The 15,985-nt window shown below is 72.6% G+C and carries 14 protein-coding genes; 9 read left to right on the top strand and 5 right to left on the bottom strand.

Annotation, left to right across the window (positions count from 1 at the left end):
* Nucleotide 1: 1 nt before the first annotated feature.
* Nucleotides 2–1,492 carry a cytochrome ubiquinol oxidase subunit I gene (locus MZC64_RS00645; RefSeq protein ID WP_247755131.1) on the bottom strand — a complete coding sequence of 497 codons (1,491 nt, stop codon included), beginning with the start codon at nucleotides 1,490–1,492 and terminating at the stop codon, nucleotides 2–4.
* A gap of 364 nt (nucleotides 1,493–1,856) precedes the next feature.
* Between MZC64_RS00645 and MZC64_RS00640 the strand changes: the two genes are divergently transcribed.
* From MZC64_RS00640 to MZC64_RS00630, 3 genes are all read left to right on the top strand, one after another.
* Nucleotides 1,857–2,462: a TMEM165/GDT1 family protein gene (locus tag MZC64_RS00640; RefSeq protein WP_247755130.1), complete on the top strand. Its 606-nt coding sequence runs from the start codon at nucleotides 1,857–1,859 to the stop codon at nucleotides 2,460–2,462.
* 42 nt (nucleotides 2,463–2,504) lie between these two features.
* Nucleotides 2,505–2,978 carry a DUF1203 domain-containing protein gene (locus MZC64_RS00635; protein WP_247755129.1) on the top strand — a complete coding sequence of 158 codons (474 nt, stop codon included), beginning with the start codon at nucleotides 2,505–2,507 and terminating at the stop codon, nucleotides 2,976–2,978.
* 203 nt (nucleotides 2,979–3,181) lie between these two features.
* A complete protein-coding gene (locus tag MZC64_RS00630) occupies nucleotides 3,182–3,406 on the top strand; it encodes a hypothetical protein (RefSeq protein ID WP_247755128.1) in 225 nt (74 codons plus the stop codon).
* Nucleotides 3,407–3,512: 106 nt separating this feature from the next.
* On the opposite strand, the gene MZC64_RS00625 is transcribed toward MZC64_RS00630, so the two are convergent.
* Genes MZC64_RS00625 through MZC64_RS00615 form a run of 3 tightly spaced genes read right to left on the bottom strand, consistent with a single transcriptional unit; the run spans nucleotide 3,513 to nucleotide 6,248 of the window.
* Nucleotides 3,513–4,160: an IclR family transcriptional regulator gene (locus tag MZC64_RS00625; RefSeq protein ID WP_247755127.1), complete on the bottom strand. Its 648-nt coding sequence runs from the start codon at nucleotides 4,158–4,160 to the stop codon at nucleotides 3,513–3,515.
* Between the two features lie 7 nt (nucleotides 4,161–4,167).
* A complete protein-coding gene (fahA, locus tag MZC64_RS00620; RefSeq protein ID WP_247755126.1) occupies nucleotides 4,168–5,361 on the bottom strand; it encodes a fumarylacetoacetase in 1,194 nt (397 codons plus the stop codon).
* Complete coding sequence (locus MZC64_RS00615; RefSeq protein WP_308300939.1) at nucleotides 5,358–6,248, bottom strand: hypothetical protein; 891 nt, start codon at nucleotides 6,246–6,248, stop codon at nucleotides 5,358–5,360. Before MZC64_RS00615 ends, fahA begins: the two co-directional genes overlap by 4 nt.
* 69 nt (nucleotides 6,249–6,317) lie before the next feature.
* Here MZC64_RS00615 and MZC64_RS00610 point away from each other — a divergent pair, with 69 nt between their 5' ends.
* From MZC64_RS00610 to MZC64_RS00585, 6 genes are all read left to right on the top strand, one after another.
* Nucleotides 6,318–7,505 carry a homogentisate 1,2-dioxygenase gene (locus MZC64_RS00610; RefSeq protein ID WP_247755125.1) on the top strand — a complete coding sequence of 396 codons (1,188 nt, stop codon included), beginning with the start codon at nucleotides 6,318–6,320 and terminating at the stop codon, nucleotides 7,503–7,505.
* Between the two features lie 81 nt (nucleotides 7,506–7,586).
* Nucleotides 7,587–8,885: an SWIM zinc finger family protein gene (locus tag MZC64_RS00605; RefSeq protein WP_247755124.1), complete on the top strand. Its 1,299-nt coding sequence runs from the start codon at nucleotides 7,587–7,589 to the stop codon at nucleotides 8,883–8,885.
* Nucleotides 8,882–10,297 (top strand): DUF5691 domain-containing protein, encoded by a 1,416-nt coding sequence (locus tag MZC64_RS00600; protein WP_247755123.1) that lies wholly within the window; start codon nucleotides 8,882–8,884, stop codon nucleotides 10,295–10,297. Before MZC64_RS00605 ends, MZC64_RS00600 begins: the two co-directional genes overlap by 4 nt.
* A complete protein-coding gene (locus MZC64_RS00595) occupies nucleotides 10,294–11,388 on the top strand; it encodes an AAA family ATPase (protein WP_247755122.1) in 1,095 nt (364 codons plus the stop codon). The genes MZC64_RS00600 and MZC64_RS00595 overlap by 4 nt, the downstream gene beginning before the upstream one ends.
* On the top strand, nucleotides 11,388–13,625 hold the full coding sequence (locus tag MZC64_RS00590; RefSeq protein WP_247755121.1) for a DUF5682 family protein: 2,238 nt from the start codon (nucleotides 11,388–11,390) through the stop codon (nucleotides 13,623–13,625). The genes MZC64_RS00595 and MZC64_RS00590 overlap by 1 nt, the downstream gene beginning before the upstream one ends.
* Complete coding sequence (locus MZC64_RS00585) at nucleotides 13,622–14,794, top strand: VWA domain-containing protein (RefSeq protein ID WP_247755120.1); 1,173 nt, start codon at nucleotides 13,622–13,624, stop codon at nucleotides 14,792–14,794. The genes MZC64_RS00590 and MZC64_RS00585 overlap by 4 nt, the downstream gene beginning before the upstream one ends.
* Here MZC64_RS00585 and MZC64_RS00580 read toward each other — a convergent pair.
* Nucleotides 14,791–15,882 (bottom strand): hypothetical protein, encoded by a 1,092-nt coding sequence (locus tag MZC64_RS00580; protein ID WP_247755119.1) that lies wholly within the window; start codon nucleotides 15,880–15,882, stop codon nucleotides 14,791–14,793. The genes MZC64_RS00585 and MZC64_RS00580 overlap by 4 nt on opposite strands.
* Between the last annotated feature and the right edge of the window lie 103 nt (nucleotides 15,883–15,985).

Raw genomic sequence — 15,985 nt, 5'->3', positions numbered from 1 at the left:
CCTAGTAGGCGAAGGCCAGGACGTCGTCGGACTTCTTCTTCTCGCCCTCGTCCGGTTCCTCGGGTTTGGGGGGCATCACCCCGGCGACGCCTGCCATCGCGTAGCGGCGGAGCAGGAAGAACTCGACCACGGCGAGCACGCCGTAGAGCGTGGTCAAGGAGATCAGCGAGATCAGCGCCTCGGTCGTGCTGATCGCGGAGACCGCCTGCGCGGTGTACATCCACACCCCGTCCACGCCGCTGGGGTTGGGCACCACCACGAACGGCTGGCGGCCCATCTCGGTGAAGATCCAGCCGAAGCTGTTGGCCAGGAACGGGGTGGCGATCCCGCCGAGCGCGGCCCAGACGAACCAGCGGCCCTTGGGCAGGCGTCCCTTGCGGGTCAGCCACAGCGCGGCGGCCGAGGCGAGCGCGGCCAGCGCGCCGAAGCCGATCATCAGCCGGAAGCCCCAGTAGGTCACCGGCAGGTTGGGCACGTACTCGATCGGCTGGCCGGCGAAGGAACCCATCCGCGGGTCGTTGGGGTAGTTCTCGCCGTACTTCTGCTGGTAGATCTTGACCAGGTCCTCGATGCCCTTGACCTCGGAGTTGAGGTCGCTGTTGGCCAGGAAGGACAGCAGCGCGGGCACGGTGATGCTCTTGACGCTCTCGCAGTCCGGCCTGGTCACATCGCCGACCGCGAAGATGGAGAACCCGGCTGGTTTCTCGGTGTGGCACAGGGCTTCGGCCGCGGCCATCTTCATCGGCTGCTGCTCGAACATCAGCTTGGACTGCAGGTCGCCGGTGAGCGCGACCCCGGCGAAGGCGATCACGCCGACCCAGCCGCCCAGCTTCACCGAGGCCCGCCACACCGGGGTGTCGGTGCCCTTGCGCCGGGCCAGGTGCCAGACCGAGACGCCGACCAGCAGCGCGGCGGCCACCGCGAGCGCGCCGAACATGGTGTGCGGGAAGGCGGCCAGCACGGTGGAGTTGGTCAGCAGGTCGCCGATCGAACGCAGCTGCGGGCGGCCGTTGGGGCCGAGGATGGCGCCGACCGGGTGCTGCATCCAGGAGTTCGCGGACAGGATGAAGTAGGCCGAGGCGACCGTGGCCAGCGAGGCGGCCCAGATGCAGGCCAGGTGCACCCGCTTGGGCAGCCGGGACCAGCCGAAGATCCACAGGCCGAGGAAGGTCGACTCGACGAAGAAGGCGACCAGGCCCTCGATCGCCAGCAGCGAGCCGAAGACGTCGCCGACGAAGCGGGAGTACTCGCTCCAGGACATGCCGAACTGGAACTCCTGCACGATGCCGGTCACCACACCCATGGCGAAGTTGATCAGCATCAGCTTGCCCCAGAACTTGGTCATCGCCAGGTACTTGGGGTTGCCGGTGCGGTGCCAGGCCGTCTGCATGCCTGCCACCAGCAGCGACAGGCCGATGGTCAAGGGCACCATCAGGAAGTGGTAGACGGTGGTGATGCCGAACTGCCACCGCGCGATATCGAGGACCTCCACGGCTTTCAGCCTGCCCCGAACCCGGCCTGAGCAGCAGGTGCCGGAGTCCTCTCTCGCCCGGCCGAGGGTCCCCCGGTGGCGGGACCAAGGTCCCGGTGACCGGCCTCACCCCGCGCGGTAGCTCGCTTCGCCCGGATCGCCGGGTTAGGATCGCCTTGCCTGAGGGGAGTAGTTCCCGCAGTCGCCGCCGGTTCGCCGGCGGTGGTTCGGCGAGGTGATCGACATACTGAACGCCCATTGCGGCGTTCCGGTCCCTCACCCACGGTGTCCGTGGGCGAACGAGACCTCCGGCCGGGTTGACCATGCCCGGTCGGAGTCATCCTGCCTCCGTCTGGGTCGCATCCACGGAGAGGGACCCAGGCAGATGACGTTCTCCCTGCTCGCGCTGGGCGCCGCGTTCGCGCTGGTGCTACCGGTCGAGCTGCCGGACAAAACGCTGATCGCCACCCTGGTGCTGACCACCAGGTACCGGGCCTGGCCGGTGTTCATCGGGGTCACCGCCGCCTTCGCGGTGCAGTGCGTGATCGCGGTCGCCTTCGGCAGCGCGCTGACCCTGCTGCCCCCGCAACTCGTCGCCGCGGTGGTCGCGCTGATGTTCGGCATCGGCGCGTTCATGCTGCTGCGCGAGGGTTTCCGCAAGGTCGAGCAGGGCGAGGACGACGCGGCGGGCGCCGGCGAACAGGAGGTCCCGGCCTGGCGGGCGACGCTGACCTCCTTCGGCGTGCTGTTCGCGGCCGAGTGGGGCGATGCCTCCCAGCTGGCCATCGCCGCCCTGACCGCCCGCTACGCCGCACCGCTGGAGGTCGGCCTTGGTGCCTTCCTCGCGCTGGTGACGGTGGCCGCGATCGCGGTGCTGGTCGGCCGGAAGGTGCGGCACCGGCTGCCCACCCACCTGATCCAGCGGGTCGCGGGCGGGGTGTTCACCGTGTTCGCGTTGCTGGCCGCCGGGCAGGCCGTCTTCGGCGGCTGATTTCCGCCGGACTTCGCCGGGCAGGACGGCGAGGCTGGTCGCATGGGATTCGAGATCTTGGCTATTCCGCCTAAGACTTTGGCGGCGTTGCGCGCTCAGGAAGGCGCCGAACTTCTCGTCGACGAGGAGGGCGGCAGTCCGCTGCGGTGTTGTCTTGGCCGGGCCAAGGCAGGTGAGGAAATTGTGCTCGCGTCCTATGCGCCGTTGCGCGAGTGGGTGGCCGAGACCGGGGCCGATCCGGGGCCCTACCTGGAGTCGGGGCCGATCTTCCTGCACGCCGAGGACTGTGGCGGGCCGGTGGATCAGGGGTTCCCGGAGGCGCATCGGGGGGCACCGCGGGTTTACCGGGCTTATCGCCGGAATGGGCGGATTCTGGGTGGGCGACTGGTGCAGCCCGGCGAAGTCGCGGAGTGCGTGCTGGGGGAGATGTTCGGGGATCCGGAGATCGCGTTCATTCACGTGCGGGCGGTGGAGTTCGGCTGCTTCCACTTCGAGATCCGCCGTTTGCCACGATAACCTGAAAATAACGTTCTGATCACCGACCGCTAACGTGGCTGGGTGCGCACCGCCCACGTCGACGAAGCCGCCGCCCGTCTGCCCGACGGTCGGCGGCTCTATGTCGTCGCCGCAGTTCTGAGCAGCAGCGAGGAATGCGAGTTGCTGCCCCCGGCTGCAGCACGTGGAACGGGTGGATCACGTGGTGCTGGAGAGCCGGGCGGGTGGGGACCGGTTCGACCGGCCGGACCGCTGATCGGCTGCGCAAGACGCATCGGCTCACCGCGGAGCTGCGGCTGGATCACGCAGGCAAGGACCTCGCCCTGCTCTGGCTCGCGGACTTTGTCGCCTCGTCCTACGTGGCGGCCACGCGGCATGGCGAGCTGAAACCGTGGGAGATCATCAATGCGGCGCACCCGATCGAGGTGACCGAACTTGACCCCAGATAGCGCGAAGCCGGGGGTCCTGATTTCCCTCAGGCTCGTTCCCCGGCTCACTTCTGGCCGCGTCCGCGGACCGACCAGCTCTGCGGCAAGCAGACACCAGGGGGCGGGGTCAGCGCAGGGCGACGGCTACCGCGGCCGCGGCGGCCACCACGTGCGGGCCCACCTCGTCGGCCTTGAGCGGCTCGAAGGAGACCACGCCGACGCTGGCCTGCAGGCCGGGGACGCCGCGGACCGGGGCGGCGACGCCGTGCGCGCCCGCCTGGAGTTCGCCGGAGCTGGCGACCCACTCGGGGCCGTCGGCGGGCAGGTTGATGGCGCGGCCCGCGGCGCCGCGCTGGACCGGGTGACGGGTGCCTACCCGGTAGGCGACGTGGTAGGCGGTCCAGGAGGGTTCGACCACGGCCACTGCCTGGGCCTCGTTGCCGTGCACGACGGTGAGGTGGGCGGTGGCGCCGATCTTCTCGGCCAGGCCGCGCAGGGCGGGCAGGGCGGCGAAGCGCAGCTGCGGCAGCACCCGGCCGGCCAGTTGCAGCACGCCGAGGCCGAGGCGGACCCGGGAGCCCTCGCGGCGGACCAGGCCGCGGGCCTGGAGCGGGCCGAGCAGGCGGTAGATGGCTGCTCGGCTCGCGCCGATGGCGGTGGCCAGGTCGCTGATGCTGGGGGCCTCGGTGTCCGCGTCGGCCACCGCCTGGAGCAGGGCGAGCCCGCGTTCCAGGGTGAGGGAACTCTCCCTGGCCGCTCCGGGCACCGCTCCCATACCGCTCCTACTCTCCGCTCACCACAGTTCCGGCGACCTCGCTCAGGCCCACCAGCGAACCACCCGGTCCTGGCGCGGTGGCGGTCAGCACCACCGTGTCGCCGTCAGCCAGGAAGGTCCGCTCGGTGCCGTCGGCCAGGGTGACCGGTTCCTTGCCGCCCCAGGACAGTTCCAGGAAGCTACCGCGCTGGCGCTTCTCCGACCCGGAGACCGTGCCGGAACCGAACAGATCGCCCGGTCGCACGGTGGCGCCGTTGACCGTCATGTGCGCCAGCTGCTGGGCCGCGGACCAGGACATCTCGGCGAACGGCGGCTCCGCGACCAGCGAACCGTTCCAGTTCACCTGGATGCGCAGGTCCAGGCCCCAGGGCTGGTCCTCGACCAGGTAGTCCAGCAGCGGGTTCGGCGCGGGCGGGGTGGGCAGGCGGGCGTTGCTGAACGCCTCCAGCGGGGTGATCCAGGCCGAGATCGAGGTCAGGAAGGACTTGCCGAGGAACGGGCCCAGCGGCACGTACTCCCAGGCCTGGATGTCCCTGGCGGACCAGTCGTTGAGCAGCACCACGCCGAAGAGGTGCTCGGCCGCGGCCGAGGTGGACACCCTGGAGGCGACCGGGCCGCCGCAGACGAAGCCGACCTCGGCCTCGATGTCCAGCCGCTTGCTCGGGCCGAAGCCGGGCGTGTCCGCGCCGGGCGGGCGGCTCTGGCCGTGCGGCCGGACCACGTCGGTGCCGGAGACCACCACGGTGCCCGCGCGGCCGTGGTAGCCGACCGGCAGGTGGGTCCAGTTGGGCAGCAGCGGGTCGCCGTCCGGACGGAACATCCGGCCGACGTTCTCCGCGTGGTGCCGCGAGGAGTAAAAGTCCACGTAGTCGCCGACCCGGAAGGGCAGCAGCGAGCGGACCGCGGTCAGCGGCAGCAGGTCGGCGCCGACCGGCGTGGCTGGCAGCTCGACCAGTTCGGTCAGCCGGGCCCGCAGTTCGCTCCACAGCGGCCGTCCGGCGGCCAGCAGGTCGTCCAGGGACTCCCCGGCCACCAGCGGGCTCAGCCGGGCGCCCAGGTCCAGTGCGCGCAGCGGCAGCGCGTGGTCGCCCACCCGCACCGCCACCACCGGGCCGGAGCCCGCGTCGATCACGCCGTAGGGCAGGGTCTGCGGGCCGAACGGCGACTGGGCCGTGAAGGCCGGGTCCTTGATCCAGCTCACAACAGTCCCAGCCCTTCCAGGTCCTCCACCGGTTCGGTGAGCGAGCAGGAGCCGTAGGAGGCGAACACACCGCGGACGGCGTGCGCGGCGGCCTCCGGCAGCGCCTTGGCCTCCTCGGCGAGCGCCTCGGGATCGTCGCTGGCCAGCGCCTCGCGGGCGTCCTTGCCGGAGAGCGTGCGGGCGGTGGCGACCAGCAGGTTCAGGAAGCCGTGGTGGTTGAACCCGGTCTCCTCGTCCCGGTGCCGCAGCGCGTTGTGCAGCCCGGCGGTGGCCTTGAACGGCACCCCGGTGGTGCTGCCCACGCTGAGGAAGTCGGCGACCTCCTCGATGCTCGGGAACGCCTCCGGGGTCTGGCCGCCGCAGCGCAGCTTGGGCCAGCTGCCGTGCTCGGCCACCCGACGCACGCTGTCCAGCCATTCGCTGCTGGTCCCGGCCTCGGTGTTCTGGCTCGGGCGGCGTGGCTCGATGACCCGGATGACGTCCTCGGGCACGAACTCCGAGACACGTTCCAGCCACACGTCGTCGACCTCCGACGGCGCGGGCATCTCGACCATGCGCAGGGCGAGTAGTTCGGTGCGGGACTCGACGATGGAGATGGCCTTGGGCACGGCGCTCAGGCCGGTGTCGATCACCAGTGACAGACCCACCGGCTTGACCGGTTTGATCTTGATCAGCTCGGTGATCAGCTCGGGCAGCCGGGAGGCGTTGCACAGGAAAAGGCCGACCACACCGGACCAGGATTCGGTCCTGGCCTGCAGGTGATTGCGCAGCGCGTCCGCCATCGGGGCGTTGCCCGGCGGGAACAACGCCGCGTCGTCGACCAGCCTTGCGAGCAGGGGCGGTGTACCGCGCGGACCGGGCGCACGGAGCTCAGCGACGCTTGACACGGCTGACACGCTAGTGGTGTCCACGGAACCGAACAAAAATGTCCGGTCTCCGAACACCCGGAGGGAGCAATGCCTTACTACCGCGCGGTGGGTTCGATCCCCCAAAAGCGCCACACCCAGTTCCGCGATCCGGACGGCAAGCTGTACGCCGAAGAGCTGATGGGCGTGGAGGGTTTCTCCTCCGACTCGGCCCTGCTCTACCACCGGCATCTGCCGACCGCGATCGTGAACGCCGAGGTCGTGGCCGAATGGCGGGGCACGACCACGGCCAACCAGCCGCTCAAGCCACGGCACTTCCGCACCCAGGACCTGACGTGGGACGCGCCCGCCGAGGTGGACGCGGTCACCGGGCGGCGGTTGCTCTTCGGCAACGCCGACGTCGCGATCTGCTTCACCGCGCCGACCACGGCCAGCCCGCTCTACCGCAACGCCTTCGGCGACGAGCTGCTCTACGTGCAGACCGGCGCCGCGGTGATCGAGACCATCTACGGGCCACTCGCGGTCGCCGACGGCGACTACGTGGTCATCCCGACCTCCTGCACCTACCGGGTGGTGCCCACCGGCGCTGAGCAGCTCCGGCTGCTGGTGCTGGAGGCCACCGGGCACATCGGGCCGCCCAAGCGCTACCTGTCCAGCAAGGGCCAGTTCCTGGAGCACGCGCCCTACTGCGAGCGGGACCAGCGCGGGCCGACCGAGCCGCTGCTGGTCGAGGGCACCGATGTGGAGGTGCTGGTCCGGCACCGGTCCGGGCTGACCAGGTTCACCTACGCCAACCACCCCTTCGACGTGGTCGGCTGGGACGGCTGCCTGTACCCGTGGGCGTTCAACGTGCGCGATTTCGAGCCGATCACCGGCCGGGTGCACCAGCCGCCGCCGGTGCACCAGACCTTCGAGGGCCCGAACTTCGTGGTCTGCTCGTTCTGCCCGCGCAAGGTCGACTACCACCCGCTCGCGGTGCCGGTGCCCTACAACCACGCGAACGTGGACTCCGACGAGCTGATGTTCTACGTCGGCGGCAACTACGAGGCGCGCAAGGGCTCCGGGATCGGCATCGGGTCGATGTCGCTGCACCCTTCCGGCTGTACTCATGGACCGCAGCCGGGGGCCGTTGAGGCGTCCCTGGGGGCGGACTACTTCGACGAGACCGCGGTCATGGTGGACACCTTCCGGCCACTGGAACTGGGCGAGGCCGCGCAGGACTGCGAGGACCCGCGCTACGCCTGGTCCTGGGCCCGCCGCGGCCCCGACTGGACCTGAGTCGCATTACCAGTTCCGTCCCCCTCCGCTGCGTGTGCGGAGGGGGACGGACTGTCAGTGCGGGGCCCTAGGGTTCGGGCCGTGGATGTCGACGCGGTGCTGGCGCTGGCGCCCGACCAGCAGGTCGCGGCCAGCGCGGCCAAGCTGACCGCCCTGGCCGGCTGGGACGGGCTGGGCCGGGACGAGTCGCTGCTCTGGGGGTTGTGCCGGGGCAGCGGCAAAACGCCGTACCAGGTGTGCGTCGACCTGGGCGACCGCACGCCCAGGTGCTCCTGCCCGTCCCGGAAGTTCCCGTGCAAGCACGCGCTGGCCCTGCAGCTGCTGCACGCCCAGGACAAGGTGGCCGCCGACGTGCCGCCGCAGTGGGCCGGGGAGTGGCTGGCCAGGCGGGAGGCGCGCACCGCGCCGGTCGAGCCGGACAGCTCGGCCGAGGCGCTGACGCGGCGGGCGGCGGCCAGTGCGCGGACCGCGGCCAAGCGGGCGGCGGCGGTGCAGGCCGGGGTGACCGGGTTGCGCGAGTGGCTGGCCGATCTGGCCGCGGGCGGGATCGCCGGGCTGCCCTCGCGGGAGCCGGAGTGGTGGCGGGTGTCGGCGGCCCGGATGGTGGACGCCAAGGCGCCAGGGCTGGCCGAGTCGATCACCGAGTTGTCCGCGGTGGTGCGCGCGGGCGGGCGGCACTGGGCCGAGATCGCCACAGACCGGATCGGCGGGCTGCACCTGCTGGCCACCATCGCACCGGATCCGCCTGCGGAGCTGGCCGGGGTGGTGCGGCGGCGGCTGGGTTTCACCGTGCGCGAGGAAGAGGTCCGGGCCGGGGAGGGCTGGACGGATCACTGGGTGACGTTGCTGCTGCGGGATTCCGACGACGGGCGGATCCGCACTGTGCAGCAGTGGGCCTGGGCGCGGCAGCGGCGGGAGTGGGTGACCGTGCAGCGGCACGGGGTGCTCGGCGGGCCGGGGATCATGCCCGCGTTGCCGCTGGGCGGGGAGTTCGAGGGCACGCTGCACCCGTACCCGGCGGGCCTGCCGCGGCGGATGTCGGTGGGGGACATGGGGGAAGTGCGCGCGGCCGGGGCGATCGAGCTGCCAGCGGACTGGACCTCGGCGCTGGCCGGGCTGGAGCCCGCACTGGTGGCCGATCCGTGGCAGCGGCGGCATCCGCTGGGCTGCCAACAGGTTCGGCTCGGCGTGGCCGGTAACGAGCACGGGCTGGTGGACGCCGAGGGCCGGTGGCTGCCGGTGCGTCAGGACAGCGCGGTGGACCGGGCGCTGGCCCTGCACGGTGGCGGGTCCTTCGACGCGGTGTGCCTGTGGAACGGGTGGACCCTGACCCTGGGCGCGGTCGCCGCGCCGGGCGAGGCGCCGGTGGTGCTGACGTGAGCGCGTGGCTGGAGACCGTGCAGCGGCTGCTGGTCGGCGCCACTCGGTCCATTGTGGACAGTCAGGAGCTGCTGGCGGACTGCGCCGCGTTCGGGCTGGCCCGGCATGGCGCGGCGCAACCGCGCAGCGGCGGCATCGACCTGATCGCGCCCGCGCCGGAGGAGGGCAAACCGGCGGCCGCGGACCGCACCGCGGCGCTGTTGAGCCAGATCCTGGTCTGGGAGGACGCGCACCTGCTCACCGAGTGGTGCCTGGCGGTGGCCAGGGCGGGCAAGATCGCGCCGCCGCGGGCGCTGCCGGACCTGCTGGCCGCCGGGACCGCGCGCACCGGCTGCCGGCCGGAGATCGTCGAGGTGCTCGGCGGGCGGGGGCGCTGGCTGGCCGGGATGCGGCCGTCCTGGTCCTGGGCCGCGGGCACCCCGGAGACGCCGGACCGCCTGGAAGACCTGAACGACCTGCTCGATCTGCCGTTGCCGCAACGCAAGGCGGGGCTGCGCTGGGCCCGGCTGTCCGATCCGGCCGGGGTGCGGCAGCTGATCGCGGCGGGCTGGTCCGGGCTGTGGCGGGCCGGGGACCGGCGGCTGCTGATCACCGCGCTGGCCGACGGGCTCAGCGCCGATGACGAGCCGCTGCTGGAGTCCGCGCTGGACGACCGGGCCGGCGCGGTGCACAACGAGGCGGTGCGGCTGCTCCGGCTGCTGCCCGGATCCGCGCTGTCCCAGCGATCCGCGGCCCGGCTGCGGGCCGGACTGCACGTGTCCCGGGACGAGCTGACGGTGCGCGAGGACGGTCCCTACGGCACGGAGCCGGATCCGGCCGAGGTGCGAGACCTGTTGCGGGAAGGCACGTTGGAGAGCGGGGTCAGCGGACGGCTGCTCGGCGCGGCCAGCGGGGTGCCGCCGGAGCTGTTCACCGAACTGCTCGGGGCCGGCGCGGAACGGCTGCTGCGCGGCTCGCCGTGGGCGCCGATGCTGCTCAAGGGGATCGCCGCCGCGCTGCCGCGGTCGGCCGATCCGCTGCGCTGGCTGCCCGCGGTGGCTAAGGTGCTCTCCCAGGCCGATCTGCTGGACATCCTCAGCGAGCTGCCCACCGACCTGGCCGCACGGGCGCTGACCGGGCTGGTCGGCCGGTGGAACTACGACGTGCTCGACCACGCCTGCTCCGGGTTGCCCGGCCCGTGGCCAGCCGAGACCACCCGAGCGGTGCTGGCCCGCTACGCCGAGATGAGCGACCGCCGCTGGCGCCCCGGCTACCCGCCCGAACTGCTCATGCGCCGCGGCGATCTGGGCGTGCTGACCGAGCTGTGGCCGCGGATCAGTCAGCGCTGGCCCGAGCACGGCGCCGAACACTCAGTACTGGAACTGCGCACCGAACTGTTCCGTGCGCTCGACGATCGGAAGGACCCGGCGTGACGACCGAGACCGGCGGCGCACTCCGCCCCAGCGCCGAAGAGCAGTACGCCGCCGAACTGGCCGCGGTCGCCGCCGCGGACGACCGCCCGCGCCCGCCGCGCTGGCGGATGTCCCCGCAGGCGGTGGTGCGCTACGTGCTCGGCGGCAAGCTGCCGGACGGCACGGTGATCACGCCCAAGTACATCGGCGACCGGCGGCTGGTGGAGGTCGCGGTGGGCACCCTGGTCACCGACCGGGCGCTGCTGCTGCTCGGTGTGCCGGGCACGGCCAAGTCCTGGCTGTCCGAGCACCTGGCGGCCGCGGTCAGCGGTGATTCCACGCTGGTGGTGCAGGGCACCGCGGGCACCGGCGAGGACTCGCTGCGCTACGGCTGGAACTACGCCCGGCTGATCGCCGAGGGCCCGAGCGAGGCCGCGCTGGTGCCCTCGCCGGTGCTGCGCGCGATGCGCACCGGGGCGGTGGCCCGGATCGAGGAGCTGACCCGGATGCCCTCGGAGGTGCAGGACTCGCTGATCACCGTGCTCAGCGAGAAGGCGCTGCCGGTGCCGGAGCTGAACATGCAGGTGCAGGCCATCGCCGGGTTCACCGTCATCGCCACCGCCAACGACCGGGACCGCGGGGTCAACCAGATGTCGGCCGCGCTGGCCCGGCGGTTCAACACCGTGGTGCTGCCGCCGCCGGCCACCGAGGACGCCGAGGTGGAGATCGTCGCCCAGCGCTCGGCCCAGCTGGGTCGCGCCCTGCAACTGCCCGCCGAGCCGCCCTCGCTGGCCGAGGTGCGCCGGGTGGTGCGGATCTTCCGCGAGCTGCGCAACGGCGGCACCGCGGACGGCCGCACCCAGCTGAAGAAGCCCAGCGGCAGCCTGTCCACCGCCGAGGCGATCTCGGTGGTGACCAGCGGGATGGCGCTGGCCGCGCACTTCGGCGACGGGACCATCGGCGCGGACGAGCTGGCCGCCGGACTGCTCGGCGCGGTGGTCAAGGACCGGGTGTCGGACGCGGCCGCGTGGCAGGAGTACCTGGAGGCCGTGGTCAAGGAACGTCAGGAGTGGCGGGACCTCTACCGCGCCTGCCGGGAACTCGGCGTCTGATGGCCCGAACCCAGTCCCTGCCCGAGCGGGTCACCCTGCTCGGCATCCGGCACCACGGCCCCGGCTCGGCGCGGATGGTGCGCGCGGCGCTGGAAGCCTTGTCGCCCAAGGTGATCCTCATCGAGGGGCCGCCGGAGGGGGACGCGCTGCTGGCGCACGTGCCGGAGCTGACGCCGCCGGTGGCGTTGCTACTGCACGACGAGGCCGATCCGGCCAGCGCCTCGTTCTGGCCGTTCGCCCGCTTCTCCCCCGAGTGGCAGGCGCTGAGCTGGGGCGCCGAACAGGGCGCCGCGGTGCGCTTCTTCGACCTGCCCGCGGCGATGTCGCTGGCCAGGGCGGTGAATCCGCCCGCCGAGCCGGTCGAGCGGAAGGTGCTGGTCGATCCGCTGGCCGTGTTGGCCGAGGCGGCCGGGTTCGACGATCCGGAGCGCTGGTGGGAGGACGTGGTCGAGCACTCCGCCGCGGACCCGCTGGGCCTGGCCGAGGCGGTGGCCGAGGCGATGGGCGCGCTGCGCGAGGAGTTCGCCGACACGGTGGACGAGCACACGCTGCGGCGGGAGGCGGCCATGCGGCAGAACCTGCGCAAGGCGCTCAAGGACACCGACGGGCCGATCGCGGTGGTCTGCGGGGCCTGGCACGTGCCCGCGCTGCGCCAACTTCCGGCGGCGACCGGGGACGCGGCGTTGTTGCGCGGGCAGCCGAGGCTGAAGGTGGCCGGGAGCTGGGTGCCGTGGAGTCACGGGCGGCTGGCCGCGACCTCCGGCTACGGGGCCGGGGTGGACTCGCCGGGCTGGTACGCGCACCTGTGGGAGCGGGCCCCGGCCGGGGACGTGCTGCCGCGCTGGCTGGCCCGGACCGCGCAGGTGTTGCGGGATCAGGGTTTGCCCGCCTCCACGGCGAGCGCGGTGGAGGCGGTGCGGCTGGCCGAGACCCTGGCCGCGATCCGCGGGCGGCCCTCGGCCGGGCTGACCGAGGTCACCGAGGCGACCCTGGCGGTGCTCTGCGGCGGGGACGACACCGGGCTGAAACTGGTGCGGGAACGCCTGGTGGTCGGCGAGGAGCTGGGCGCGGTCGGGGACAAGGTGCCGCGCTCGCCACTGGCCGCGGACGTGGCCCGGTTGCAGCGGCGGCTGCGGCTGCACCCGGAGGCGGCCGAGCGGAACCTGCGGCTGGACCTGCGCAAGGACATCGACCGGGAACGCTCGAAGCTGTTGCGGCGGCTGCGGGTGCTGGAGGTGCACTGGGGCGAGCCGGAGGAGACCGGCGGGCTGGGCACCTTCACCGAGGGCTGGACGCTGCGCTGGGACCCGGGTCTGGCGGTGGCGCTGGCCGCGGCGGCCCGGCACGGCACCACGGTCGAGGCCGCGGCGACACAGGTGCTGGTCACCGAGTCCGCGCGGCTGTCCAGCGTGGCCGAGGCGGCCCAGGTGCTCGACGTCGCGGTGGGCGCGGAGCTGCCCTCGGCGGTGCTGGCCGCGCGAGCCGGGCTGGACCGGTGCGCGGCGGCGGCCACCGACGCGATCGAACTGCTGACCGCACTGCCCGCGCTGGCCCGCACGGTCCGCTACGGCTCGGTCCGGGACACCGATCCCGAACTGCTGCGCACCGCGTTGCACGGACTGCTCGCCCGCGGCGCGGTCGGGCTGCCGATGGCCTGCCTGAACATCGACGAGGAGACCGCGGGCCACGCACTGTCCATTGTGGACGGAGCCCATGAGGCGGTGCGGCTGGCCGCCGACGAGGAGCACGCGGCGGCCTGGTGGGAGGCGTTGCGGCGACTGGTCGAACTGGGCGCGCGTGATCCGGCCAAGGCCGGGCACGGGCTGCCCACCGGGCGGGCCTGCCGGTTGCTGTGGGAGTCCGGGCGGCTGGACACCGAGGCGGTGGCGGCCCGGCTGCACCGCGCGGTCTCGCTGCGCGGCGCACCCGGGGCCGCGGCCGCGTTCGTGGCCGGCTTCCTGCACGGCTCGGCCGCGTTGCTGGCCGCGGACACCCGGCTGCTGGGCCTGGTGGACGGCTGGCTGTCCGGACTGGACGGGGAGGCTTTCGCGGACGCGCTGCCGCTGCTGCGGCGCGCGGTGGGCACCTTCAGCGGCCCGGAACGCCGCACCCTGGCCGAGCGGATCGCCGCGGGCGCGGGCCGGACCGCGGTGGCCGACACCGACTGGGACCCCGGGCTGGCCGAACGGCTGACCGGATTCGTGCGTGAGCTGTACCGGAGGGCGGGCACCCGATGAGCGAGGCGGAACGACTGCGCCGCTGGCGGCTGCTGCTGGGCCCGGCCGCCAATGAGCTGGGTGAGCTGGACGCCGACGACCGGCGCCGGGACGCGGCGCTGACCGCGCTCTACGGCGGTGGCGGGCAGGGCATGCCGGGCGAGAGCGAGGGCAAGCGCAGCGGCGGGCTCAGCTCCAGCGCGCCGGTGCTGCACCGCTGGCTGGGCGATGTGCGCACCTACTTCCCGGCCTCGGTGGTGCAGGTGATGCAGCGGGACGCGGTGGAGCGGCTCGGGCTGACCAAGCTGCTGCTGGAGCCGGAACTGCTGTCCACTGTGGAGCCGGATGTCCGGCTGGTCGGCACCCTGGTGTCGCTGTCCAGGGCGATTCCGGCGCGCACCAGGGAAACCGCGCGGCTGGTGGTGCGCAAGGTAGTCGAGGAGATCGAGCAGCGGCTGGCCGAACGGCTGATCGCCGCGGTCACCGGCGCCATCGACCGCTCCCGCCGGACCCGCAGGCCGCGACTGTCCGATGTGGACTGGAACGCCACCATCCGGGCCAACCTGCGCAACTACCAGCCCGCCCAGCGCACCGTGGTGGTGGACCAGCTCATCGGCGCCCAGCGGCGCAGCCGCAGCTCGGCGCTCAAGGACGTGCTGCTGCTGGTCGACCAGTCCGGCTCGATGGCCGAGTCGGTGGTCTACTCCGCGGTCTTCGGCGCCACCCTGGCCTCATTGCGCGCGGTGCACACCCGGCTGGTCGTCTTCGACACCGAGATCGCCGACCTGACCGAGGAACTCGAGGACCCGGTGGACCTGCTCTTCGCCACCCAGCTCGGCGGCGGCACCGACATCAACCGGGCGATGGCCTACGCCCAGCAGCACATCCGCCGCCCGGCCGACACGGTGCTGGTGCTGATCAGCGACCTGTACGAGGGCGGCGTGGCCGGCGAACTGCAACGCCGGGTCCGGGACCTGGTGGCCAGCGGGGTGACCGTGGTGGTGCTGCTGGCGCTGTCCGACAGCGGCAAACCCGCCTACGACCACGAACTGGCCGCCCAGCTCTCCGCGCTGGGCGCACCTGCCTTCGCCTGCACCCCGGACCTGTTCCCGGACCTGCTGGCCACGGCGCTGCGCAAGGAGGACGTGGCGGCCTGGGCCGAGGCCGAGGGCATCCAGGTGGGGGCCTAGACCGGCCGCATGCCCTGGCTGAAGGTGGCCAGGCCGAGCACCGGGAAGCCGGGGTAGCCGACCGCGAACAGCTTGCCTGGCACCGGCTCGCCCGCCACCCAGAGACCGCCGACCTGCTGGATGTTGCCGATCAGGGCTGGTCCAGCGTCCGGTAGCCGGATCTGCAGCTCCGCGCCGTCGGCCAGGCGGATCACTCCGTGCGCATCGGCGGTGCCGGTCATGGGCGGCCGCCACGGGGCCAGGGAGATGCCGACCGGCTGCCAGGCACCGGCGCGGACCAGCTCGGGCAGGTCGTCCCACGGCTGGAACCGGCGACGTGCGGCGAGGTGGCGGCGCAACAGGATGGGGAAGCTGACTCCCAGCACGAGCACGCAGACGATGACGACCGCCGTCGTGACACCCTGAATCGCGACGAAGCTCAGCAGGATCAGGGCGAGCAGGCCAAAGGTGATCATGTATGGCCAGACGCGGTAGCGGACCGCGCGCCTGAGGACCTCAGCCCACGCGATGGTGACCGGATCCGCCGCGGCGGATCCGAAGGACTCCGCAGGCACCGGCTCGAGGTTGCCAGGGCCGGTCAGCTCGCGGCCCCACAGCGCGGTGCCGAGGCCGTCCACCCTGGCCAGGACCAGGCCGGAGGGGTCGGGGCCGAGCAGCCACAGCCGACCGGTGCGCCCGACGACCCGGTGCGCGACCCGGCCACCGATCTCCGGGATCCGCAGCCGCCTGCCCTCGGCCTCGACCACAAAATGCTTGCCGTCCAGGCCGAGCACGGCGGCCGGGGCCTGCCGCCAGGCATCCTTGGTCATCAGGACCTGTGCCTTGCGCAGCCGCGGGGCGTACCAGACCGCCATCCACACCAGCAGCGCGCCGAGCAGCACGGTCGCGACCAGGATCGGCGCCCAGACCCCGGGGCCGAAGTCCAGCAGGTACATCACCAGCCCGAGTCCGGCACAGGCCAGCGTGCCCAGCAGTGGGTTGCGCACCGCCAGCTGCCGGTAGTTGCGGATCGCGGCGGCGTCGGGGTCCTCGATCGCGGGACGGTCGGTCACCGGTTGGGCGACCACGGCGGGCGGGATGGGCTGCACCGGCCAAGGATAGAGATCGAGGTCGCTCGGTCGGTCGACTTTCCTCCAACCCGAACTCAAGTTAGCCTTGCCTAAGTTGGAGGTGATCCGTGGAGACCAAGAG

The sequence above is a fragment of the Crossiella sp. S99.2 genome, from assembly GCF_023094165.1.
Classification (GTDB): Bacteria; Actinomycetota; Actinomycetes; order Mycobacteriales; family Pseudonocardiaceae; genus Crossiella.
Note: the sequence above shows the minus strand (reverse complement) of the source record. Positions and strands in the feature narration are given on the sequence as shown.